The organism is Novosphingobium sp. TK71, from assembly GCF_055361505.1.
On the sequence record NZ_JBSZKA010000001.1, the window covers coordinates 191,382 to 214,333 of the forward strand.

Annotated in this window: 23 protein-coding genes; 6 read left to right on the forward strand and 17 right to left on the reverse strand. The window is 60.7% G+C overall.

The features are described from left to right. Positions 1-8: 8 nt before the first annotated feature. The 15 genes from traN to ACXJ16_RS17265 form a co-directional block, all read right to left on the reverse strand. Positions 9-1,133, reverse strand: coding sequence for a conjugal transfer protein TraN (traN, locus tag ACXJ16_RS17195; protein WP_463922762.1), 1,125 nt, complete (start codon positions 1,131-1,133; stop codon positions 9-11). Further along, on the reverse strand, positions 1,130-2,986 hold the full coding sequence (locus tag ACXJ16_RS17200) for a hypothetical protein (RefSeq protein ID WP_463923289.1): 1,857 nt from the start codon (positions 2,984-2,986) through the stop codon (positions 1,130-1,132). The genes traN and ACXJ16_RS17200 overlap by 4 nt, the downstream gene beginning before the upstream one ends. 251 nt (positions 2,987-3,237) lie before the next feature. After that, a complete protein-coding gene (locus tag ACXJ16_RS17205; protein WP_463922764.1) occupies positions 3,238-4,254 on the reverse strand; it encodes a TraU family protein in 1,017 nt (338 codons plus the stop codon). Further along, complete coding sequence (locus ACXJ16_RS17210) at positions 4,251-4,943, reverse strand: conjugal transfer protein TraW (protein WP_463922766.1); 693 nt, start codon at positions 4,941-4,943, stop codon at positions 4,251-4,253. Before ACXJ16_RS17210 ends, ACXJ16_RS17205 begins: the two co-directional genes overlap by 4 nt. After that, positions 4,933-5,166, reverse strand: a complete 234-nt coding sequence (locus ACXJ16_RS17215) for a hypothetical protein (protein ID WP_463922768.1) — start codon at positions 5,164-5,166, stop codon at positions 4,933-4,935. Before ACXJ16_RS17215 ends, ACXJ16_RS17210 begins: the two co-directional genes overlap by 11 nt. Next, positions 5,163-5,489: a hypothetical protein gene (locus tag ACXJ16_RS17220; protein ID WP_463922770.1), complete on the reverse strand. Its 327-nt coding sequence runs from the start codon at positions 5,487-5,489 to the stop codon at positions 5,163-5,165. The genes ACXJ16_RS17215 and ACXJ16_RS17220 overlap by 4 nt, the downstream gene beginning before the upstream one ends. A 4-nt stretch (positions 5,490-5,493) precedes the next feature. Continuing rightward, a complete protein-coding gene (locus ACXJ16_RS17225) occupies positions 5,494-7,992 on the reverse strand; it encodes a TraC family protein (RefSeq protein WP_463922772.1) in 2,499 nt (832 codons plus the stop codon). After that, complete coding sequence (locus ACXJ16_RS17230) at positions 7,989-8,624, reverse strand: TraV family lipoprotein (RefSeq protein ID WP_463922773.1); 636 nt, start codon at positions 8,622-8,624, stop codon at positions 7,989-7,991. Before ACXJ16_RS17230 ends, ACXJ16_RS17225 begins: the two co-directional genes overlap by 4 nt. A gap of 32 nt (positions 8,625-8,656) precedes the next feature. Then, positions 8,657-9,961 carry a TraB/VirB10 family protein gene (locus ACXJ16_RS17235; RefSeq protein ID WP_463922775.1) on the reverse strand — a complete coding sequence of 435 codons (1,305 nt, stop codon included), beginning with the start codon at positions 9,959-9,961 and terminating at the stop codon, positions 8,657-8,659. Further along, positions 9,958-10,767, reverse strand: a complete 810-nt coding sequence (locus ACXJ16_RS17240; RefSeq protein WP_463922776.1) for a type-F conjugative transfer system secretin TraK — start codon at positions 10,765-10,767, stop codon at positions 9,958-9,960. Before ACXJ16_RS17240 ends, ACXJ16_RS17235 begins: the two co-directional genes overlap by 4 nt. Then, positions 10,751-11,350: a TraE/TraK family type IV conjugative transfer system protein gene (locus tag ACXJ16_RS17245; RefSeq protein WP_463922777.1), complete on the reverse strand. Its 600-nt coding sequence runs from the start codon at positions 11,348-11,350 to the stop codon at positions 10,751-10,753. Before ACXJ16_RS17245 ends, ACXJ16_RS17240 begins: the two co-directional genes overlap by 17 nt. Positions 11,351-11,391: 41 nt before the next feature. Beyond that, entirely contained in the window at positions 11,392-11,658 is a 267-nt protein-coding gene (locus ACXJ16_RS17250) for a type IV conjugative transfer system protein TraL (protein ID WP_463922778.1), read from the reverse strand. A 107-nt stretch (positions 11,659-11,765) separates the two neighbouring features. Then, a complete protein-coding gene (locus tag ACXJ16_RS17255; protein ID WP_463922779.1) occupies positions 11,766-12,083 on the reverse strand; it encodes a hypothetical protein in 318 nt (105 codons plus the stop codon). Positions 12,084-12,287: 204 nt separating this feature from the next. Next, complete coding sequence (locus ACXJ16_RS17260; protein ID WP_463922780.1) at positions 12,288-13,052, reverse strand: DsbC family protein; 765 nt, start codon at positions 13,050-13,052, stop codon at positions 12,288-12,290. Continuing rightward, positions 13,036-13,353, reverse strand: a complete 318-nt coding sequence (locus ACXJ16_RS17265) for a hypothetical protein (protein ID WP_463922781.1) — start codon at positions 13,351-13,353, stop codon at positions 13,036-13,038. Before ACXJ16_RS17265 ends, ACXJ16_RS17260 begins: the two co-directional genes overlap by 17 nt. 361 nt (positions 13,354-13,714) lie before the next feature. Here ACXJ16_RS17265 and ACXJ16_RS17270 point away from each other — a divergent pair, with 361 nt between their 5' ends. From ACXJ16_RS17270 to ACXJ16_RS17295, 6 genes are all read left to right on the forward strand, one after another. Next, a complete protein-coding gene (locus ACXJ16_RS17270; protein WP_463922782.1) occupies positions 13,715-14,149 on the forward strand; it encodes a hypothetical protein in 435 nt (144 codons plus the stop codon). A 142-nt stretch (positions 14,150-14,291) separates the two neighbouring features. After that, the gene (locus ACXJ16_RS17275; protein ID WP_463922783.1) at positions 14,292-14,696 is read left to right on the forward strand and encodes a helix-turn-helix transcriptional regulator; all 405 of its coding nucleotides are present in this window, start codon (positions 14,292-14,294) and stop codon (positions 14,694-14,696) included. Between the two features lie 9 nt (positions 14,697-14,705). Beyond that, the gene (locus ACXJ16_RS17280) at positions 14,706-15,344 is read left to right on the forward strand and encodes a GntR family transcriptional regulator (RefSeq protein WP_463922784.1); all 639 of its coding nucleotides are present in this window, start codon (positions 14,706-14,708) and stop codon (positions 15,342-15,344) included. Positions 15,345-15,515: 171 nt separating this feature from the next. Then, the gene (locus ACXJ16_RS17285; RefSeq protein WP_463922785.1) at positions 15,516-15,653 is read left to right on the forward strand and encodes a benenodin family lasso peptide; all 138 of its coding nucleotides are present in this window, start codon (positions 15,516-15,518) and stop codon (positions 15,651-15,653) included. Between the two features lie 317 nt (positions 15,654-15,970). Then, entirely contained in the window at positions 15,971-16,402 is a 432-nt protein-coding gene (locus ACXJ16_RS17290) for a lasso peptide biosynthesis B2 protein (RefSeq protein WP_463923290.1), read from the forward strand. After that, positions 16,402-18,156, forward strand: a complete 1,755-nt coding sequence (locus ACXJ16_RS17295) for an asparagine synthase-related protein (RefSeq protein ID WP_463922786.1) — start codon at positions 16,402-16,404, stop codon at positions 18,154-18,156. Before ACXJ16_RS17290 ends, ACXJ16_RS17295 begins: the two co-directional genes overlap by 1 nt. 7 nt (positions 18,157-18,163) lie before the next feature. Here the strand turns inward: ACXJ16_RS17295 and ACXJ16_RS17300 are convergent, their stop codons facing one another. Both ACXJ16_RS17300 and ACXJ16_RS17305 read right to left on the reverse strand, forming a co-directional pair. Continuing rightward, positions 18,164-20,284 (reverse strand): Atxe2 family lasso peptide isopeptidase, encoded by a 2,121-nt coding sequence (locus ACXJ16_RS17300; RefSeq protein ID WP_463922787.1) that lies wholly within the window; start codon positions 20,282-20,284, stop codon positions 18,164-18,166. Continuing rightward, the gene (locus tag ACXJ16_RS17305; RefSeq protein WP_463922788.1) at positions 20,278-22,872 is read right to left on the reverse strand and encodes a TonB-dependent receptor domain-containing protein; all 2,595 of its coding nucleotides are present in this window, start codon (positions 22,870-22,872) and stop codon (positions 20,278-20,280) included. The genes ACXJ16_RS17300 and ACXJ16_RS17305 overlap by 7 nt, the downstream gene beginning before the upstream one ends. Positions 22,873-22,952 lie beyond the last annotated feature (80 nt).

The following is a 22,952-nucleotide window of genomic DNA, read 5'->3' on the forward strand; positions in this document are numbered from 1 at the left end:
CACAGGCGCTATGGATTGACGGCTTTGAGATACGCATCGATGCGCTCCCCCATGTCTATCTGGATGTCGGATTGGGCGCGGGCCTCGATGTCGGCATAATATTCGGAGAGGTCGATCTTGCTGAAGTCGAGCGCCTGAAACTCTTCGGGCGTAAAGCCGCGGCACATCGGCTTCTTGGCTGTTCCCCAGAGATTGCCGTTGAACGCCTTGAGCTGAGGACGGCCCTGTTCCTGGATGATGCGGCCAAGCTTCGTATTGAAGCAGCAATGGCCCCGCGCCTTCTGCAGGCAGATGCCCAGGAAACTCGATGTGCAATAGCTGCCGATCTCATGGCACATGCCCGACGAGCGCAGCATCGCCGTCTCCATGTCCTGCTGGTCACAGCCCGAGAACAGGAACTCCATCATGAAGTTGATCGCGAGACTGACCGCGATCGAGGTCGGATCGAGCCCCACGATCAGCGCATTCGCTCCAGAACTTGCCGCCTGGCTGGCGGTCGCCCCGGCCTTGAACGCCGTATAGGCCGCCTTCATGCCCGTGAACACGCCCTTGGCGACCGCGATCTTGGTGCCGATCGACGAGATGGATGAACCCATTCCATCCTTCACGATCTTGCCCTTGTCCTTGCAGCAATTGGCGAAGGTGGTGCTGAGCCCGGCCGGGCGACAGCGCACGCCTCTTCCGGAGAAGATCTCGATGGTCCCCATGCAATTGCCGTCGGCATCGATCCCGCCGTCGGGTTCAGTGCCGGGATCATCCATGGGCGGCTCATCGACGATCGGATTGGTCGCAAGGTCGGCGCATTGATTGGGCGAGCAGGCGGGCGGTCCACCAGCACTCTTGATAAGGCAGGCATATTGCGGGCCGATCGGGCAACTATATTGCCCCATGGCATCCGCGACGCAGTTGGCCTCCTGGATCGGACACAGCCATGCGCCGGCGGTGGTGGCAAGACAGCTTGCCTGCTCCCCCTCATCGGCGGCATCGCCATTATTATTGAGATCGGCCGCACAAATCTGTTGCGCCCTGACCATCGTCGGGCAGGCCAGGGATATTCCTAGGCCGAGCACCAGCATGAGTGCGGCACTACGTGGGCCGAGGCTCCAATATCTGGCGTCCGCGAGGCCGATCATTGCACGCTTCCCGTGCAGACCAGGTCAGCGCCGGCAAGACGCACCGTTTGCATCATCACCACGGCTTCAGGGAAATCGTCGAGGCAACCGCACGCCGAGACGATTTCCTCGCCAGGGCCCGCCGGGCATCGATTGTCGGCGGTGCAGGCGTGGAAGAAATTGTCGTAGCCGGTGGGCACATTCTGCTTCGCACCCACCACGCCATCGAGCGCGGCGTCGCTGTTCGGCTTGGGCGCGCGCGTCTTGCAGACGGGTTCGCAGGCCGGAACCGAGCCACGGTCGGGTAGACCGAAGGGGCGCGTTGACGCTGTGAAGCCGCCGTCGCTCTGCCGCGTCCGGTCGGCCAGAAGCGTCTCTGTCGAATGGTCTATGATATAGGCGCCGCGGCTGGTGTCGGGCTTCGCGATGTCGTCGATGCTGCAGCGATAGGTGCGGTCCTTCAGGAAGAAGTCGCGGGTGAGGTCGGTCGGGCAGGCAGGGCCGCCCAGGATACGGGTCTGGGGCAGCGGTCTAAGTCCCGTCGCAACGCCATTGATCCAGGTCTGGACGCCGTCGACCAGTTCGCTGTCGAGCTTGCACTGCGGATCGGCGGCAACTGTGCCGCAATCGTCGACGAGCTGCTCAAGCGTCTTGCAGCTATTGTCGACATCGACATGAATTTGCGCATAGGCTTCGCCCCGATCGCCCACAGCGGCGCGCAGCCATATTTCGTGATTGCCCGGTGTCAGAAATGGTTTCAGGTCGATATTGGGGGACGCATAGAAGGTCCTCTTCAAATCGCACGCCCCAGGCGGATAACCGCTTGAAGTCCAGGATGAAGGACCGGAGGCAATGAGCGTTCCATCGATGCGGACCTGAGCCCAATCATCGGCGAATATCTGGCTCAGACGTGCTTCGACTATGCGGTCTGAGTCCCCGACGTGCAAAGTCATGCGAAAGTCGAAGAGCCCGCAACCGCCTCCATAGAGACTGTTGTCTGCAGGGGAGCCCATCAGAAAGTCGAAGGAAGAGCCATTCTCAACAGTCGAATATCCGCCTGAAATGCGGCTGATGATGTCCTCGGCCGCAGGCTTCAGCACCGTCACGCGTCGCTCGACGGTGCAATGGCGATATTGCAGCGATGTCCCGGTGCCGACCGCCGAGCCCTTGAGGGCCTGGAACACGGTGCTCCCGGTGGAAGCGGCATAGGCGTCCGATGCTATCGACGCAGGATTGGCACGATAGGCCGTCTGCGGCAGGTCTGGATTGGGTGCGCACGCGGTGGATTGCGCGCCGACATAACGGATGGCGGGCCCGTCGATCACAGCCTCGGCCACCCCATAGCGGGGGTCGGCGGTCGTAAGCGCTCCAATCATGCCGCCACCCAGATCGCGCAGGACGGAAGTCATGTTGCTCCAGGCGAGATTGGTGCCGCAGCTATTGTTGATGCAGTAGCAGCCGGCGAGCTTGGGCATGTCGACGGAGGTCAGCTTCAAGGCCTTGGCCGCATCGACCTCCCAAAGGTAGAAGCTGCAGCCATTCCAGCTTCCGGGCTGGCATGACACAACGCCGTTTGCGCAAATGGCCGAGACCGGCACAGGCAGGTTCGAGGTCGCATCGACCGTGCCATCAAGATCGGTGTCGCGCGCGATGGTGACCCTGCCGAGGTCGCCGGTGCCCGAAGGCTGGACGAGCACCTCGAGCATCGTAGCAGTCCTTTGGCAGGCAATGTTGGGCGCAAAGGTGCGACTGTTGTTGATGGTCGAGATTTGCTGTCCGGCGAGCCCAGGCGTCACATAATTCTGCTGGAGCGCGTCGCTGTCGCTGGTCTTGGCGCGCGACGCCTCGGCGGCGGCGCGCGCGCGCTCGTCCATTGTTTGCGCCGATGCGCACGAAGAAAAGGAGATGGCCAGCGCGGTCGCGATCATGGGACAGGCGGAGAGGAGGCGCCGGTCCCACCGGGGGAGCATTGCGGCCGCGCTGGCCGGGGGTGGAGCGACGTCGCCAGGGGGGCTTGGCGACGCCGCTCCTGTCCCGCGCGGCAGCCCTCGACCGTAGGGGTCTTGGCGAACAGACCTCCGGAAAGGACGGTTGTCGCGCGCGGGAACAGGGGAAAGTGATCGGCTCATGGCACCGGTATCCCGGCGCAGCAGATCACCTTTTCGAAGAGCATGAACTGGGCATTGTCCTTGCCCGGTGCGTGCTTGGCCGAGGACCAGAGCGCGCCCGGGCGCCCGATATTGACGCATTTGCCGCCTTTCACCGGCTCCATGATCTGGAGCTTGTAGCGGGACTTGGTCCACACGGGCTGGGGGATGAACGAGCACCCGTCGGCCGAACTGATGGTAAGGGCGCCGAGGCGGCCCATCATGAACACGCCCCGTGCGGCGAGACCTGCCCAGGCTTCGACGCTGTCGTCGAAATGGATGTCGCCGGCGATCGGATAGGTCGCGCCCCAGCTCCCCATGCACCAGAAGAGCGGATCGATGACCTTGCCAGCGGCGGCCGCAGCGCTGTCGCCCATGCAGGCAAGGCCGGCGGCGGGATTGCCAAAGAGGATGCCCTCGGGCTGGATGATCGCGCCCAGCGTTCCCGACTGCCAGGTCGGCAGCACCTCGGTGATCATGGCGACATCGAAGCCGTCATTCTCGAGGCAGGGCAGGTCGGTAAACATGTCGAGCATCGCCCAGACCGGCGAGATATAATAATGCATCTGCGCGAACATCTTGCGGGTGTTGGTGCCATCCGAGATCGACGACTGGCTGCCCTGCAGCTTACCGCCGGTCGGCAGGAGATCGGCGCCAAGCGCCATCATGCAGCCGGGCTCCGTCACCACGTCCATCATGCGGTTCGGAGACCAGTAGGAGACCTTCACTCCGAACCAGAACTGGATTCCCTTCCGACAGGCGCATAGCGGCTTTGCCGCCGACTGCGCATCAAGCGCCTTGTCGAGCTTGTCGTAACTGCCGACGCGAATGCCCCCGACCGTGATCGGGAAAATGCAGGTCCACCGCACTTTCGTGATCGGATTGAAGACGGTTCCCGCCTCGCATTTGGAAGCGTGGGCCTGGCTCGGCCAGGCGAGCGTCATCAGCAACCCGATAACAAGGCCTGTGACGAAAAGGGGAAGGCGCCCGATCATTGCATTACGCCTTTCGCAGGAGACGAGACGGCGCGGCGCCTGGGACCATATTCAGTGAGCACGAGCCGTGTGCCGGACTGCTCGACAATGACCGGCGCCACCGTCAGCCCGAGCCGCTGCTTGACACGCTCCTCCAGTATGTAGATCGGGCGACCGGTCTTCTCGCTGAGGTCGATCGCGTCGCCATTCTGGCTCCCAAGCGCGGACAAGAGGATGAAATCGCTGTTCCGCGCATTGCGAAGGGCCCAGCCGAGATCGCGCGGATGCACGACGACGAGACGCTGCGGCAGCTTCACATAAGTCAACGGATTGAAGGTGAAGCCCTTGGGATAAAGCGTCTTGCCGTCGGGCAGCGTGATGTCGAAATCGAGCGTGTAGAAGGGTACCACACTGCGCACCCGGTCGGTGCCGGCGATCCCGAGTGGAGCGGCCTTGAGCGCGGTCCATTTGTCGCGCGGGCCGAATGCCTTGCTCATGTCGTTGGGCAGCGTCGCGGCCTTGGCCTCGATCTCCGCAAGCGCGTCGGGTTCCGCAATCGGCCAGGTGCGTCCGATCGTACTACGCGACGGAGAGGTGATGCTCGCAGGCCCGGCCGCCGCGAAGGCGGCAGCAACGACCAGAAGATTGCCCGTAGCGAGCGCCAGCAACATGGGGCCACGCCGAACACGGCCGAGCGGACTATCGGCCATGGCGCTGCCTCCAATGCCGTTCGGGCGGCTCGGGAATACCGATGAGCGCTGCGACGAAGGCTGAAAATGCCAAAGATGTGAGGACCCAGATCAACATTGCGCAATTCCCGTCGAGCGCGGGCGAGAACAGCAGGAGGGCGCTTTGCACCAGCATCAGCAGGAAACCGCTCATCGTGAGCCGGATGGCCGAAGGCGACGGCGTGGAAGAGGTGAGGCCGTTCATTTGCCTCTCCACCGGCGCAAGCGGCTCATCAGCTTCGCGGTGCCCGCCGAAAGGCCGAGCAGCAGGAGACCGGTCGCGAGGCAGGATGCCGCCACCAGCAGCGAGGCGCGCAGCACCATCATGGTCGGCTGCCTGAGCACAAGCCCGGCGACGAGCACGAGGAGGCCCATCATCACCGTCTCGATCATGACGAGCCGCAGGCGCCATTGGAAGGATTCCGCCTCGAACCGCTCGGCAAGGCGTTGCTCGACGATCAGTTCGATCGCCTCATTGTCGGACCAGTTGAGCGGCAACTGGTCGGGGTGCGGAGTGAAGCGCGCCATGCGATCAGGCTTCCACAGGGCCAGACGTGGCAGGCACGCCCAGGATCTGCGAGGGTTCGACGCCGGCGAGACGGCAAATGGCTTCGAGCGGCGAAAGACCCTGGCGCATCAAAGCCTCGAAGGCGGCGACTTCGTCGGGCGCGGAGGTGTTGATCCAGTAGCTGAAGGGATCGACCACGAGCCGGGCGATACCCAGACCCAGCGGGGAGTCGATGAACACCTCGCTGTAATTGGGTTTGGAGTTGCGGACCGATTTCAGCAGGTCGAGGACGAACCCCGAATAGTCGAGGATCTTGTTGTCGACCGCGCGATCGTAGGTCGAGCCCTGCAGCAGGAAGCGCGTCGCGGCATTCTCGAGGATCACCTGACCCGTGCCGCCGAACAGCGTCAGGTCGTTCATCGACTGGAGCACTATGCCGAACGAGCCACGATATTTGCGCGCGCGCCGGTAGCCCTGGCCGAAGGCCTCGGCGAGACGCGAGAGGTCCTGCCCGTCGGTGCGCGTCATGAACTGCGCCGCCTCGTCGCACAGCACGAAGCGCGGGCGGTCGCGTGCTGAAAGGTAGAGCTCCTGGGTGACCGCGTTCACGACGACCATCACGATCACGTTGAACAAGTCCGGCATGGATTTCAGGCGCTCGAGTTCGAGCACCACAAATTCGTCATGGCGGATGTCGAGCGTCGAGGGACCGTTGAAATAATGGCCATAGGCGCCCCCCGACCCGAAATCGCGCAAGTTGAAGGCGAGCTCACGGGCGACGGGAACGAGATGATCGACATGATCGAGCGCGGTCTCGACCAGCTCGGGATAGGTGCCGAGCCACTCGCGTACGGCATCGATGCCATGATCTGCGCGACCCGTGTCGATCGTCCATTGGACGGCCGATTTCAGCAGGTTCCATTCCGATGTCGTGACACCCTTGCGGGTAGACGCATTCGCCATCTCGGCGACGATCGCCACTGCCATGGTGATGGCGGACTGCTTATCGTCGCCGTCGAGCGCCAGCCCCATATCGAACGGGTTAAGGACAAGATGTTCCTCGCCGATGTCGATATAGCGGCCCGAACAGAGGGTGCAGAGCTTGCGATAGCTGCCGCCAATATCGATGATGCGAATGAGCGCGCCGCAGGCGAAATATTGCTGGCAAAGATTGTTGAGCAGGAAGCTCTTGCCAGCGCCGCTCTCGGCCGAAACGATGAAGTTGTAGTTGTTGATCCTGGGGTCGAACAGATCGAGCGTAATGAGTTGGCCCTTGCGGCCCGTATAGAGTAGGGCAGGGCGGCCGCCGCCGCGGAAGTCGGTCTGGATCGGCGCCATCAATACGGCCGCCTTCACCGGCATGCGGAAGTCGCGCTCGAGCAGCCTGAGCGTCGTACGGTCGGGATAGAGCCCAAATGGCAGGCTCATCACCAGCAACGTCGGGTTGAGATAGCTTTCCTCCTGCATCGAGAAGGGGAGGGGCTCGCCTTCCCAAAGGCGCTTGGCGCGCGCCGCGAGATCGCGGGCATGGGCGCGGTCGCGACCGAATACCCAGACAGTCGGAATGACGCGCACGAACTTGCTGTTGCCCGCTTCGTCGAGGATCCAGCCGATCTCCTCGATCTGCTTGCCGACCTCGACCGCGAAGCTGCCCGCAGCCTTCTGTGCCGAAAGGATCTGCGCGCGCTTGTGGATCTCGAACTGCGAATGGTCGAACAGGATGTTGAGCGTGTAGAGGAACGGGCCGCCGATCTGGTCGCTGTCCTCGGACGCGCCACGCATCCCGCCCATCAAGCGGTTCGCCCGTTCTGCCGTGATCCGGCGCGCGGGTGCCTTGGGCGTGAGGCAGCGCGCGACCTGGTTGCCGAGGAACACCTCGGCCCCCTCGAACACGAGATCCGGCCCGGCATCTATGATCTGCTTGGCGATCGGCGGCGCACCCATCGCGGTGCCATCGGCGAAGACGCCGGGCGCGCTATCCGCGACGCCGTTGAAGATGCGCCGGTAGAAGGCCACTAGTTCCTCCGGCGGCAACCGGCGGATGCCGAGCTTCGACAGCTGCTCCTCAACCTGCCGACGCAGATCCTCGCCCAGTGGCCGCCGTGTCTTGATCGAGAGAAGCGTGCGGAAATTACGAACCGGGATGCCGTGCAGGGCCTTGAGGCCATGACGCCCTTTGCTCAGATAGGCATGGGTGTAGCGCGCCGAAGCCTGGATCAGCGGATCGTCGCGGGTCTTCAGATCAAGGAAGGCGTCGAGCGCATCGTCGATCAGCGGGTCCGCGAGGGTGTGAAGCTGGAGAACCGTTCCGTCCGGAAAATGGATGTTGAGCAGTCCCTGTAGCGCGCCCTGGACGTGTGCGAACATGTACGCCGTGGGCAGCAGCTCCCAGGCATGGCCCCAGCTATCGTCGATGCAGAGGAAGGCCTCGGTCTCGGCCTCCCAGGCGACCAGCGGGAGATAGTCTGAAAAGCTGTCGCGCCGCACGGCGCTCCGCAGCCGTGCATAGGAGAGGCCGCTCATGGCTTAGGCTCCGGTGTGGGCGGCACGATCGCGGGAGCAGCTGGCACGGTGGCCGGCGCTGGCTCGCCATCGGCGGTTACCGGATCACGCACCTGGCCCAGGATCGGTGCCTGAGAGGCACGGTCGGGCGCGGCCACGAGCGTGCCGCCCACGACCCAGACCGGCTTGTCGACCACCGAATAGACGTAGCGCGGCATGTAGAGCCGGTCGGGCCGCTGACGATCGGCATAAGGCAGGATGAGCGTGCGCACCGTCCATGCCGGCTTGAGCATCGGCGTGACCGGCGCCTCGATCAGACCCTTGAGCTCGCGGTAGACGCTGTCGCGGTAGCTGCCATAGGCGCCGCCCGCGGCATCGGAGCGCGACCTCGCGCCTTCCTTCTTTACCTCCTGACCGCGCAGCATGGCCCGGTCATTGGTGACCCTGGGGTCCGACTTTGACGCAACGCCTGCGACCGCATCGGCATAGGCTTGGGTAGGATGGATGCACTGCCCATGATCGCTGTTCTTGCAGTCGAACTTTTCCGAATAGGGCGACATCATCGACCCGACCGCCGCACAGCCTCCAAGACTGGCGAGCAGACCGACAGACAGAAATGTCCGGTGTAGAAACTGGTTGGCCAATATCGGCATGGCGGAACCTCCGGTGGGTGAGGGCGGGCGCATCAGAATTTGCTCCCGACCGATGGCTTGATCTCGAGCGCGAGGCCTTCCTGGATGACGACCACGACATCCTTGGCCGCGCCGACTTCCACGACCGGGCCGGCCTGGCGGGCGAGATCGAGGTAGAAGTCGGTGAGCTTGTCCGAGGACTTGGACAGGCCTCCGGCGATCCCCGACTTGACGGCGTCACCGGCATCGAGACTGCGAACACTCCCGAGCGCTGAGGTCGAAAGGCTGCCGAACGACCCTTCGACGCTCTGCGAAATGCCCGCGATCGTACCGGCAATGAACGAGCGGGCGAGCGTCGCTCCGGCGCGGGTCACGACCTTGCCGGACAGGCCCTTCTTGCCGTCGGCATCGACGAAGAAGCCCTTGATCGCCTGATCGACGACCGCATGGCTTTCGAAGTCCACGCACGAAATCGAGACGAGCTGGATCTCGACCCGTTCCTTTGCAAGGCTTCCCGTAGCATTGCCGATGACGAAGCACCCGGCGAGATTGGCCTTGACCTCGTTGGGCAGAACAGCAGGCGCCTGGACGCGCGCGATGATCGGCTCCGGGTTACTGGTCGCGTCCCGACTCGCCAGCGCGTCGATGCCGGTCAACAGCCGCGCCTTCATGAAACCAGGTGGCAAATAGATCGTCCGCTTCCCTTTTTTTGATGCGGCCCCGCCGCCGGCGCCTCCTTCCGACGCTTGCGTGGCGGTCGCCGCGCCGATCGCGCCGACCTGCCGCTGCGTGGGCGGAGCCGGCGGCGCTGACGGTGCGGCCGGCGCAGCGGGCGGGACAGGAATTTCATCGGCCGCGCCCCGGGCTTCTGGCGGCGCGGGCGGATAGGCCGGAGCCTCGCCGGGTATGGCCGGGGGGAGATCGCCACCATCCCCGGTAGCGGACACGTGAGAACCGGCACGGGTGCCGGGAACCACTTTGCCTTCCTCGATCGCAGTGACCCGGTCGCCGAGCAGGCTCTGCCCATCGAGGATCTTCTGAAGGTCGCCGCGCAGTTTTACCTCAAGGCTGTCGCCGCGGAGGCCAGCGCCCATGTCGAGGTTCGAGGCCTGGGGCGCTTTGGGCGCTTCCTTGTTGCCGCTGGTGCTTGCGGTGTAGAGGCCTAACCCGAGCAGTGCGATCGTCGAGACGACGCCCAATTGTTTGGCGCGCAGCTTCTGATCGGACGTGAGCTTCGCCCATTGTGCCGGCAGGTCGAGAAGGGCGGGGCGCGCGGCAGCGCTTTCCTCGCGATCGTCGTGGGCTGCATAAGATGTTTGTTCGGGCGCCATATCCCGGTTTTCATCAGGCGTGGTCATGGCTGGACACTCCGGCGCACGACGATCAATCGGGCGGTCTCATTGGGGCCCAGCGTCAATCGGTCGATCGTGATGGCAAAGATGTCGGCTCCGAGCGCCGTGTCGAGGAAGTCGCGCTCATCGAGCGTGGTCGCGGCGCCGGCGCGAACGAGATACTCGCTGACCGAAAGGCCCGCCCCTTCGACTTCGAGCCGCCGCCGTTCGGTGAGCGATGCGGTGGGAAGGTCGGCAAGGATGAGCCGATCGCGAGACGGCGCCACCTCGGAAAATGAGGCCGGGATCCGGTCCTGAAGGATTGCAAGCGCGATGCCCACCGCCCGCTCTTCCTCGACGAGGGGGCCGAGCAGGGCCTCGTTCGCCCGGGCGCGCTGGGGACTGCCCGGGGCCAGGGTAACCGTCTGGGCGGGAATGTCGGCGGGCTCAGCGTACAGCGGATAGATTGCGCCGTTACACGAGACGAAGAATTCCGACGGCGTGGTGACATAGGTGCGTGTTTTCGCGTCACTCCCGGCGAAATTGAGGTCTTCCGTCTCGAGAACGAGAAACTTGATCCAGGCGTCCGAGCCGCCGCGTTCGACAGCAAGTCCTTTCTCGGCCGAGAATTTGATGTCCTCGATCTCGCCGCCGACACACACCACATGATTGACGTCATGGTTGGAGAGCCGGATCCGGCTTGTCTGGTCAGGGAGGGCCGTGATCGATTGCGCGAAAGCGGGCGCGGCTGCAACAAGGGATGCGGCCAATATGCAAAGGGTGGGCGCCCCGGCGAAGCAGCCCATCCGCGCGCGGTTACCGGATATCGGCACTGAAATTCTCCTCCTGGAGGGCGGTCAGCCAGAAACGGCCATTCTCGAGCGCGTAGCGAATGCGCAGATTGCCGCGGAATTTGCGGATCACGCCGCCGATCACCCGGACCTTTTCTACGGGCACGAGGATCTCGCTGCCGGTCCAGGTTACGGGCTGATCGCCGCGGATATACGTGGCGATCGACAGCGTCGGGTTGTTGCCGAGCTCGTCGAGCAGGCGGCTCAGGCTGTCGCGCAAGCCATTATAGGCACTGGGATGTGCGATCCGCAGCAGCTCCTGGAACTGGCGGTCGGCTGAATATGCCGAGTAGGTGCCGACCAGGCCGACAATGTTGAAGGTGATCGACCGGAGATAAGCCTCGGAAGGCTTGTTGCCCGTCACATAGAGGTCGCCGTCCGCGCCGAAGGGCACGATCACGGTGCGCGTGTTCTGGTTCGAGGTGTAGATGACGGTGCCGAGCACCGCGGTGATGCCAAACAGCCCCGCGATCGCGACCTTAAGCAGCCGGTTTTCCTCGAAGAGGTTTGCCGATCCCTGCAGATAACGATGCAGGTGCCAGCTGGGCCGCGTGTCGCCGATCATATCGGGCTGGCGCTTGCGCCTGAAGGGAAAAGCCATCGCGCCTACTCGAAGAAGCGGGTCTGGGTTGGACCCGGATAATTGCGGAAGCGGGCGAGGCCCCAGCGCCAGGCCATGTGCGGGATGAAACCGCGCGGCTTGGTCCGCTTCCATGGGATGAACAGGAGAAGAGCGCCGATGAGCAGCCAGCCGATGACCCCGCCGACAATGACCGCGACGAAAATCACGCTCATGACGACGATGAATTCCTGACTGTCGAACCAGAGGATCTGGACCGGCCGATGCAGGAACTGCGGCAGACGTTCGTCCACGCTCTTCTCCCTTGCTTCACCACGTCGTTGGACGTGGGTTGCGGAAGGCGACCACCGCCTCCCGTTCGGTTGCACGGGTGCCGGCTAGGCGGCGGCCCGGCGAGCTTTCAGATCAGCATGCCGAAGGTCTGGAGGATCGAATCCGCCTTGATGAGGCAGACGGCCGCCACGATCGTCGGGATGCCGATCATGATGTTCGAGAAGAGCCGCGAAACGCCGAACAGGAAGGCGGCAACGCCGCCCACAAAGCCGAGCGGGCCCTTGACGCCCTGGTTCACGACGATGTCGTAGATGTCGTAACCAAGGTCGCCGGCCGCCGGCGCCTGAAAGGCGTAGGCGACACTCGTGCAGGCGATCGCGGCCAGGAGGAAAAGGCCCACCGCGTCGGTCGTGCGGAACGTCCTTCCCTGGATCATAGTCAACATATGCAGTCTCCATGTCATTGGAGCCGTCCGGATCATGCTTGCCGGTCGCGAGGTCGGATCGAGACACATACTTCGTTCCGACATGTCCGGCCGACGAGGGCGTTGGACGGCCCCTGGAGGCACGCACCCGCCGGCATCCCGGCCCTCGCTGGCGCCGCCGTGAGCGCGCTCGCGCGAGGTCCGCCAAATCGCTGAACTGTTGGCTCAGGGGCTGGCCCTGGGCTTCTTGCTGTCTGCCTCGAGGAAGGCTTCGAGTTCGGCCTGCTGGAAACCCGAGACGAGCTTGCCGTCGACGAACAGCGTCGGCGTCCCCGAGACACCCATCTTCCGGACGGTGTCGGCGTCGCGGGCAACCTTCTGGGCACCGGCGTCGCACGTGCGCAGCGCGGTCGGCTGCGCGCCGGCGTAGACCGCCTTGAAGGTGGCTTGCGGGTCGGGCGAACACAGGATGTGTTCGGCTTTTGCCGCCGCCTGCGGATGGATGCCGCTCACGAAGTAGATGAGACGCTGGACTGGCTTGCCCTCGGCTTCCTTCGCCAGCCAGAACCGCTCGAGCGCCTGGCAGTAGGGACAATCGGGATCAGTGAACTCGATGACCCTGGGGGCACCGGCAGGTCCCACGACCAGGGCGTCGGCGGGATCGATCGCACCCAGGCGCTTGCGAGCGCTTGCGTCCTGCGCCAACGCCGTAAGATTGGTGCCGTTCTTGTCGTAGATCGCGGCGAAGAGAAGATGTTCGCTTTCCGGTGCGAAGTAGATGACACGTCCGCCGGCAATGGCCTGATATATGGGGCCAGTGACAGGGGCCGGACCAAAGTCCTCGAACGTCAGGTTCGTGAACGTCTGCCGCAATTGACGCTGGGCCTCCGCGACTGCCTCCGCCAGTGTTTCCGCCGTCTTCTCTTGTGCAAAGGCCGGAAGCGGCGCCCAGAGTAGCGCGGCCAGGATCAGCTTATTGTTGCGGAACATTGGCGCTCTCCGGACGAACGAGGGAGGTGCGAGCGAAAAGTCCGCTGTCGAGGCTGAGTGAGGTGCCGAGCCTGATCGCCGCGGGTCTTGCGGGAGGCGCAGGAGCCTCGGTCTTCTCGCGGATCGCGAAATTGCCTTCGCTCTGGACAACCGTAAGCTGACCGGAGCGGGCGCAGGGATAGCCTGCGGCATCTGCCTGCCGCTGCTTCGCTGCGACTTGCCCGAAGGCGCTATGCGGGAGCATGATGGCGCCGCATGCGGCGGCCAGTATCGGAAGCCCATAGGCGGGGTTTCGAACCATGAGTTGCGGTCCTCCATTGCGGGCCGCGCATCGTTCTGCCGGCCGGATCGTCTATTCGGTTCGGCTGGGAGCTTTGATCATTCGGGTCTGCTCACCGTCACCGCATTCGATGCGATGTCGTTGGTCGAGGAGGCGTCGGGCTACAACGAGCAGGGCAATATAGTTCCGGTTCGAGGAACTATGTTGCCGGAAACCGGAAATGAGCTGCCGGAAACCGGCAGTATATTTCCGGTTGCAGCATTTCCAGCACGTTGCTGGCTTGGCATGTTCGTGCCTTGAAGCCCGGTCGAATCGACATCACTCCAATGTCGGCATCCAGACAGTGACTGTCCGAACAGAACCGCAATCTGGGAGCGAAATCATGACGGTCAGATCTTCGCGCACATACAAGCTCAAGCTCTCAAGCATGGGCATCGGCCTGTACCTGGAGTGCCATTGCAGGCTATGTCATCTCGTCGAGGACCTACTGCCCTATGGCATGACGCTCTATGTGGCGATGCGGCTGGTGGAAATCGGCCCCGTGGACGAGGTGATAGGGGATATGATTTCGCCCGAGCTAAACTCCCTGGGCGGCCGCGAGGTGAAGTTCGTAGGCACCTCTCCAGACCTGGCCGAGACCACGAAGCGGATAGCGGATCGCATCGCGGAAGCGGGTTGCCTCTATCCGGCGCCACAGATCTGGAAGCTGTATCTTGCAGCACTGATGGGCTTTCGCGCATCGGAGGACAGACGAATTGTTAAGATATATCAGGATATTTGTGGATGCGCAGCGCCCGGTCAGGGCGGGTACAACTGAAGACCGCCGATAGTGGCAGGTGAGTTCCAGTCCTATCAAAGTGATAAGATTAGTTCTTGCATACAGGCGGATAATACACCAGCATTTCGGCATCGGGTAAATGCTACCGGGAGCTTTGAGCCATTGCCAGGGAGACCTGTCCATGTCGTCTCAAAGTCGTCCGTCGAAAGAGTTGCCGGTCATCTCCTTCATGAAGGAGCTCTCGGGCAAACGAATTGAGCAACGCCGCCGTCGAGATCATATCTCGCAGGCCCGAATGGCGAGCGAGATCGGAATAAGCGAGCGGTGGGTGAGAGAATTGGAGTCTGGCGGCCCCGCGCCGACCATCGAGGACCATGTGCTGTGCTCGCACTGGCTCAATCTCTCAACCTTTCACATGACCGCGCCGCTGCTGTTTGTGGAGCGCCGGATGCCGATACCTTATGAACTGCTGGCGATGGAGGATCTGTGGGACCTCGAGGAAGCCTGCGTCGCGCTGATATCCGAACGCCAGGACGCCGCAAAGGCAAGGCTGGCGTTTTCCGGCCGTGGCCGCCAAGCGCCGTAGTGCGGAGCCATGTCGCCCAAGCCCGTAACCACTGCCACCATCTATGAGCGGCTGCGGGCCGATGTCCTGAGCGGCCGGTTTCCGCCGGGGGCGCAACTGAATATCCATGCCCTTGCCGTGGAATATGGCGTCAGCATCGGCCCGGTTCGGGATAGCGCGGAGCGCCTCGTCGGCGAACGCCTTCTCAGGGTTCATCCAGATGGCGGATTCAAGCTGCCGGGTCTGAGCGCGAAAGGGCTCCGCGATCTTTATCTCTGGCATGGGCAATTGATCCGCAACGCGCTCAAGCGTCCGGCTCGCGGCGACCGGGCAGGGGCATCGCCAGGCATTCTTTTCGCCGAGGCGCTTCAGACACCCACCGAGGTAGCCGAGGCTGCCTCATCACTGTTTGTGGCGATCGCACGCCGATCGCGGAACTGGCCCCATGTCGAGGCGGTCATCCTCCTGAGTGGGAGGCTGAATGCGCCACGACTCGTCGAGCCGCTGGTCATTCGGAATGTGGCGAGCGAACTCAAGACGATCGCTTCCTTGACCGCGCGCGGTAGTGACCCTGACCTCAGGGAGGCGATTTGGGCGTACCATCGCCGGCGTCTGAGACGAACGCATGATCTCGTCCAGCGGGTCTGGCTTGCCGGCAACCTCGGTTAAAGGCTCGTGAGAGCATGATTCCGGTTGTCGATGCCGCTCTAGGGAGCGCCATCAAAGACCTTCCAATGCCGTTTGTCGCGCGACCGAGACCTTATAAGATCGGCGATAAGCGCAAACTATCATATCCTCTGCATGTCGTAATTCCCTGCGGCACAATCGAAGGAGGTTATTATGGAGCGCGATCATGAGACGGCCAGCGACGAACTGATCGACCTCGGAGCGGCAACCACCCAAACCAAGGGGCGGGATTCCGGAGCCAATGACCATGACGGCGGTTTGCAGTCCGACATCGGTCTCCTGAGCGATTGATCTCGTTACGAGGGGCGCGTTGCCGCCGCGATCGACTCCGTTGCGGTTGGCACGCGTCCTGAAATAATCAGGGATGCGATATGCCCTATAGGCTCCGAGACAACGTCCACTACTGCATAAGGTCAGGCTGGGCGATATTTTTGGACGTTGAGCGCGATCGATACTTCTGCCTGCCAGACGAAGCAACTGCTGCATTTGAAATGTTTGTAGCTGCCCCGCGCGACGAGACAGCGCGACATAGTGCCCTTCGTCCGCTGTTCGCCCACGGGCTATTGGTTGAAAGCGACGACCTGCACCGCTGCCCTCCACCAGCTAATATGCCCACCGCTGAACGCGAGATCGAAGAATCGGACAACCGACAGCGTTCCACGAAATTAATTTCATACGCGATTTTGGCGAGACTGAACGCTCTTGTATCCCTCCGTTACCGTAAATTCTCGCACATTATAGCCTCCATCAAGCACAGAAGAGCCGCTGTCCGTGTTGGAGAGACACAATCAGTGACTGACCTTCCTGCAGTTCTGTCCGCTTTCATTGCTTCAGACAGCCTGCTTCCGCCAGCGGATCGCTGTCTGTCGCGATCTCTCGCATTCCTCCTCGTATGTTATCATTTTCGATTCACTCCTTCTCTCGTCATTGGTGTGCGAGCTGCACCATTTGCTGCCCATAGCTGGGTGCAGGTTGATGATTGCGTGCTTACGGGAGATTTTGACTACGCCAGGCGCTTCAGCCCGATCTTGGTGATCTGATGAATACGCATTATCTCCTTATCGTCGCGTACGAAGATATGGATATAAAGGACATTGCTCAACAAGTTGAAGTGCATTTAAACCAATATTGCCGCTTTCAGGTCGGTTCGATTGCTTTATTTCTCGATGAGCGTGGCGGCGATTTCATGCCATTTGACAATGATCTTGGTTTTATCATAGGGACGGCGTTCCAGCGGCCCGAGGCAGGCGACTATGCTTCGAGCAAAAGTTCTTCTAAAGGCTGGTCTACGACTCCGGCTTTGCCAGAGGATATGGCGAAAATATACTGGGGCGCGTATGTTTCCGCGTTTCTCGGTAAAGATCGCATGGTCCGTGTAATGCGAGATCCTTCTGGAGCTTTGCCATGCTATTATACCTACTGCGATCGATATGTTGCGTTCGCGTCGAGCATCACGCTCTTTCGTCTTGCACATATTTTTGCCCCGTGTGTGGACTGGGATGGAGTAAGTCGCTTTCTATACAGCGCTGGACTTCCAATGGCGCAAACAGCCATGTCCGGCGTATATGAACTTCTGCCCGGTACCGAGATTGCCATAAGCCGAGGTCTTGGCGTCACAAGAGCCTATTGGTCGCCTTGGGACTATGCCAAGCCTCCTTGCTCTTGCAGCCCCTTCGACCTAGCCGATCAGTTAAAGGACATTGTCGAATACTGCGTATCGATGTGGTCGTCGCAATATAGCCGTACATTGCTGACCGTCTCGGGTGGCCTCGATTCTTCTATCGTGGCGGCATGTCTGGCGGCCGCAGCGCCGCAGTGCTTGACCATGTACACGGACGATCCCGCTGGTGACGAGCGAATTTATGCTCGAACACTGTGCAATGCGCTCGGTCTGGACCTCATCGAGAAACGCTATGCTGTTGAAAATGTCGATATAACCGAATCCGTCAGTCAGCATCTCCCACGACCGGTCGGTAGAACTCATAGTCTGGCCTATGAGCTCGCCCTCATTGATGCCGGGAGGGGATGCGAAATTGACGCCTATTTCACGGGTAACGGCGGGGACAATGTCTTCGGGTACTCGCAAACGGCAGATGCAGTAGTAGATCAGTTCCTGATGGAAGGACTGCATCGGGGCATTCTACGGACAGTCGCGGACGTCTCGAAACTGACGGGGGCGGGACTGAATGCAGTGCTGAGGGCGGCTCTGAAGAGGTTGAGGTCCCATTCATTCGCCTTCACCTGGCGACCTGACAGTCGCTTTCTCCACCCGGATGTTGTATCACATCAATCGAAATATGAGCTTTCGCATCCTTGGCTTGAGGGGCTGGACGACGCCATGCCTGGTAAGGCGTCGCACATAGCGGGGCTATTACGAGTGCAACAAAACTTGTATCCCATGAGGACGACTTACGCGCCAGTTATAAACCCGCTGTTGTCTCAGCCAATTGTCGAGCTGTGTCTTCAGATTCCAAGCTGGTATTGGTGCGCTGGCGGCCAGAACCGGGCAGTCGCGAGATTGGCCTTCAGCAAGTTACTGCCTGGCCGAATTTTGAACCGGAATTCGAAGGGGGGACCGGACGGATTTAGCGTCCAGATCCTCAGGAGGTATCTGCCTGCTATCCGCGAAAGATTGCTAGACGGCAACCTGGCCAGCCGCGGTATTTTAGAACGGGTTGCGCTGGAGGCTATGTTAGCAAGTGTCGGTCCCAATCTTGGGCTCGAGCATGTCCGAATAATGGAGTTGCTCAATACCGAGGCCTGGATCGCAAACTGGTCCAAGTTTGCCGCATGAGAAGATTTCAGTCAGATGGTCGCCATTCGTGCCTCAGCGATTCCCAATGTGAAAGCTCGGACTGTTCGCCCATTTCCGGGGCGTGCTGACCTTTGAGCCAAAAATCGAACCAGGCGATACTGCGGTAAAAGACGGCGAGACGGTGAGCCGGCTGCCACTTCACATGGGTCTCATTGGGGAAAACGAAAAGGTCGATCGGCTTCTTCTGTTCCCGCAATGCCGTGAATGCCATCAGCGCGCTCATATATTCGCTGTCAGCCATCTGCAGCAATATAGGAGCAGACATTTTTCGCGCGTTCGGGACCATCGAGACTTGACGCCAGAATTCGGTGCTTTCATCGCTTACACGTGGCCAACCTTCCGCGCTAAAATGCGCCGCCGCGTAAGGACCGACACGAGCGGGCAGGGTGAGGTCCCAGCAGCAACTGCTCATCGCAGCGGCGGCAAACAAATCGCTGTGCAGTAGCGCAAACTCCGCAGTCGATCCACCATCACTCATTCCGGTGATACCAACTCGCTTGGGGTCAACAATTCCTCGTAAAACTAAGTTTTTAACACCGATTTCCAGGGACGATTGCACGCTGCGGCGGTCGGAAAAATCCTTGAGGTCTGCCTTTCCAAATTCGTCAGCGTTTGTAGCAGCGCTTAGATAGCCCATCTCGAGCGGACGGCTGAAACTCAATACGGCATATCCTTGATTGGCGAAGGCCTGAATCGGAAACTCATTGCCCGTGCCCCCACGAAGGAAGCCTCGCGTATCATATTGCACTACGATCAGCGGATATTTTGTGCCAGCCTTGTAATCAACCGGTAAGACAAGGTCGCCGATGGTGGTGATCCCAAAGCTGTTTTCCCAGGAAAATCGTGTCACTCTTCCGAGGCGGAGATGATCGAATTCGGGGTTAGGGTCGAACAGGATTTTTGACGTGCCCGTATCCGGATCGAGCAATGATATATAGCGCGGCGATATGGAGCCCTCCCGAACGCAGATTAGGAGGCGGCGGAGGGGGCTGCAATCGTTCAAAACGTCTTCTGTCGAATAGATCCGTCGAGGCGATCCTTTGCGCGGTGACCATTCGTAGATGGCCGTTTCAGCGAATGCAGTTCCTTCGCGGCGGAAATAGCGTACTTTGCCCCCGTTAACTGTCCACCATAGATTGCTGATGCGTCCGCGACAGGAGGGCGCAACGCAGAGAGTTGGTACGCCTCGCTCATTCGCCACGATGAGGCCTATCGGAGGTCTTATAGGGTTGCCGGGCAAATTAATCAGCCATGCTGCCTGACCGGTCGCAGATTTCGCGAATTCCAGAGCCTCGTCCGGAGCATCCGACGGTAGCTGCAGCAGGCGCGCTTCGGCTGGCAGCGCCGGCCGGATCGTGCCCGTCTTGAGATTTTGAGCGTAGGCTTCGGTCGGAATCGGGGTGGCGGGGAAGGGGCGATCGCTAGCGGACGGAGCATAGCGTCCATCATAGTGGAAACCCGCGAGCGCTTCGCGCTCAATATCCGCCAAAGCCTCCCGCAACTTTGGTTGGCCCGAGTATATGATTGTCGTGCCATCAGCCGTGATCTCGAAGTCAATTATATCGAAATTCTCATGGGTCAACGGACTACTCCCGTGTCCATCTTTGAAGGCCCGCCATATTTGAGTGGTTGGGCCCACCCTCTTAAGGAAGGCGATCCATTGTCCGTCGGGAGCCCATTTTGGTGATATCGTCTTTGGAATACCGCTCGGAAAGGCGGCTTTTCCTCGGAAATCGAACGTGGACCGGACTAGTTCTCCTCCCTCGTCGACGATCAGTGGTTGCGCGCCTGCTTGGGTCTTCATGACGAATATTGCTAGGCAGTAGCTGTTGTTTTTGGTGTCGGCCTGTCTCAGCTGAAATGCGATCATTCCTTTGTCGGGAGATAACGAAAACATTCGACGATTTGGCGGAGATTGCCCGTCGGAACCGATGTCTCGCAGTCGCACCAAATCCTCAGGCAGCAAAGGACGATTGCTAAGCGAGGAGATTTTGGTGGGCGGGGCAATCTGTGAACAGTTTGTGGTTTGGCCGGATGCCGGGCTTAGGCTGGCAGCCATTGCGGCTACCACACCCAATAGGGCTCGCCGAAACGATCGCATTACCATGCCCTAGTTATTGTGAGACCGACAACACGGCCAGTGGAGGGATAATTAGCCGAGTCATAAGGCGGGTTAGATGGATCGCTACTTCGTATGATTGACGGCTTGGCGTTAAGGATATTCTGGACCGATATTATGAAGTCGAAACCTCCAAGCAGTCCTTGGCTGTCTGTTGCCTTAATCCTTGCGGTCGTATCGACAGTAGTGAAGGCACCAACGCGTATGATGGGCTGAAATCTGTTATCAAGCGTACCGCCAATGTAGCTCAGCGTCGTGGCCAACGCGACGTTGCGCCGCTCCCAAGTCCCGCCGAACCGCGCTCTCCAGTGTGGCGGATTGAATATGGTACCCGCCAGGTCAGCGGTCGGCTGACCAGAACTCAGTTGCCGTTTGCTATCCAGGTAGCTTCCAGCAGCGGTGATCCGCAGTTGGTCATCGGTCCCGAGACTGTGCGTATAGTCGGCGGCGACGTCCACCCCCTGAATTCTCTGGCGTGCGGTATTGCGTAGCGAGTTGTCCATGATCGCCGCGACACTCGCTGGATCGAAGGGTTGCCCGGTCTGATTGAGAATCCCTTGCGGAAGATCCGCAATGGCATCAGCAATTTGCTGAGAGGTGGGGCTGAAGGTGATAAAATCCTGATAAATCGGGTTCAAAAGCGCGCTCGATGTGCCGATGATCGGGGTTGCAACGCGATCATTGTAGTGAACGTCGAAGTAGCTCGCTTCGACGCTCAGACCACGAATGAACGCGGGGCGAAAAGCAACTGAAGTCGTCCAGGTCGTCGCGCGCTCCGGTTTCAGATTCTGGTTGCCGCCGGCTAGCAGTAGCACGGTTGCTCCCTGCGGTAGATTGGAGGGAACGAAGTTGGTGCCCGAAATGAGATTGCCCTCGCGGAGTTGAAACTCCTGGAAAAGCGTTTGCGCTTTGAATGATTTTCCCCAGCTAGACTTTAGCGTGACGCCCGATAGTGGTTCGTAGGTAAGTCCGATCTTCGGCGTTGCGATCGATCCGACGCCGCGGTAGTTTTCATAGCGAACCGCCCCGGTTGCGGTCAGCCGGCGTATTAGAGGCATCGTGTTGTTATTCCCGACCACAGGGATCGACAGTTCGCCATAGGCGAAATACACATCCCGCCCGCCCGTAAAATCGGAGGTAACCTGCGTTATGCCGGCGGCTGTCGAATTAACGAAGACATCGAGTTTCAGCGACCGATAGCCCGCGCCAACAGCCATGCGAGCGATACCGCCGGGAGCACGGAATACCGGCCCCTCGCCATTGAGCTCGACGGAGTCGGTCCGGTTATTGTAGATTAGGAGGCCCTGGCGTGTTTCAGCACCCCCCGAAAAACGGCGAGAGCGGATCGCTGTTTTGCTTCCGGCATGTGTGGCACTGAGGGATGCTTCCCATTCCGAAGGGAGGGCGAATCGAACCGAGGGCGTGACAGAGTAGGATCGAGCCCCGACCTTGTTAACGTTCCCATTTGCAAATGCGCTTTGCGTAACGGAAAAAGGGGTTCTTCGTTCGGAGTTACGATTGTTGAACTGTGCGTCCAACTCTAACCGGATTATGTCGGTCAGTCTTTGATGGCTGGAAATGACGAGGCTAATTTGCTTTTGCGACGGCAATAATGTCGCAGAGTCGTCAAGCGTCGCGGTATATGACCTGTCCCGAGCGGTAACTGCCGTTGAGTGGCTGAAATCGACAGCAGCCATCAGGCCACCACCAGACCATCGCTTGCCCGCTACCGCACTATATTGTTGTTGCTCATTTCCACCGTCAGTAGATGCGCCAAAATGTGCAGAAGTCTCAAGCCCGTCGAAGTCACGCCGCAAGATCACGTTTGCGACTCCGCCAACGGCGTCGGATCCGTACAGGGCCGACGCGCCATCTGCCACAATCTCGACCCTCTCAATGGCAGCAAGGGGTATAGCGGAGATGTCAACGCCTTGACTGATGGCATCATAGGCGACCCGATGACCGTTCACTAACGTCAAGGTGGCGTCCGGGCCCAGCCCTCGTAAGTTCAACGCCGACGAGTTGTTCAAATTTTGATTCGCCGCCCCGCCTCCGGGCACTACTCCTGGATTCTGGCCGCCGCTGAAATTTTGAGGGATACTTCTGGCGTAACTGCCCAGGTCAGTGAGCCCTTCGCTTTCGATGTCTTCTCGGCTAGCCCTGATGACCGGCGAGGATGGGACAGCGCCTCGGATCCGAGAGCCGGTCACGATGATGTCCGACGATTCACCCGCCGCGTTCGCTACATCCGATCGCGGCGTCGCCGATCGCCCCCGGATTTGAACGACCTTTCCCTGCACCTCGGCGTAAAGGCCGGATCCTTCGAGGAGAAGTCGAATCGCCTCCTCGACAGTGAATCGACCCTTGAGAGCAGGCCCGCGCTTGCCTTTCACATCGTCGGAGAAGGCGTAGAGCCTGTAGCCGGCTTGGCCGGCGACGGCGAGAATTGCGCTCTTCAGATCCTGGGCCGGAATGTCGTAGACTTGCTCATCTGCCTGTTGAGCGTAACTGGTCCCAGCCGAAATCAGCGCAACCGCAGTTATCCCGATCGCCAGCCCCTTTTTCGCAATTCCCATCGTGTCCGCCCTTCCGAGTGCCCGACCGTAATTTGGTCATTGCACTGAGGAGACGACGCTCAGGGAAAAGAAATGCTGGG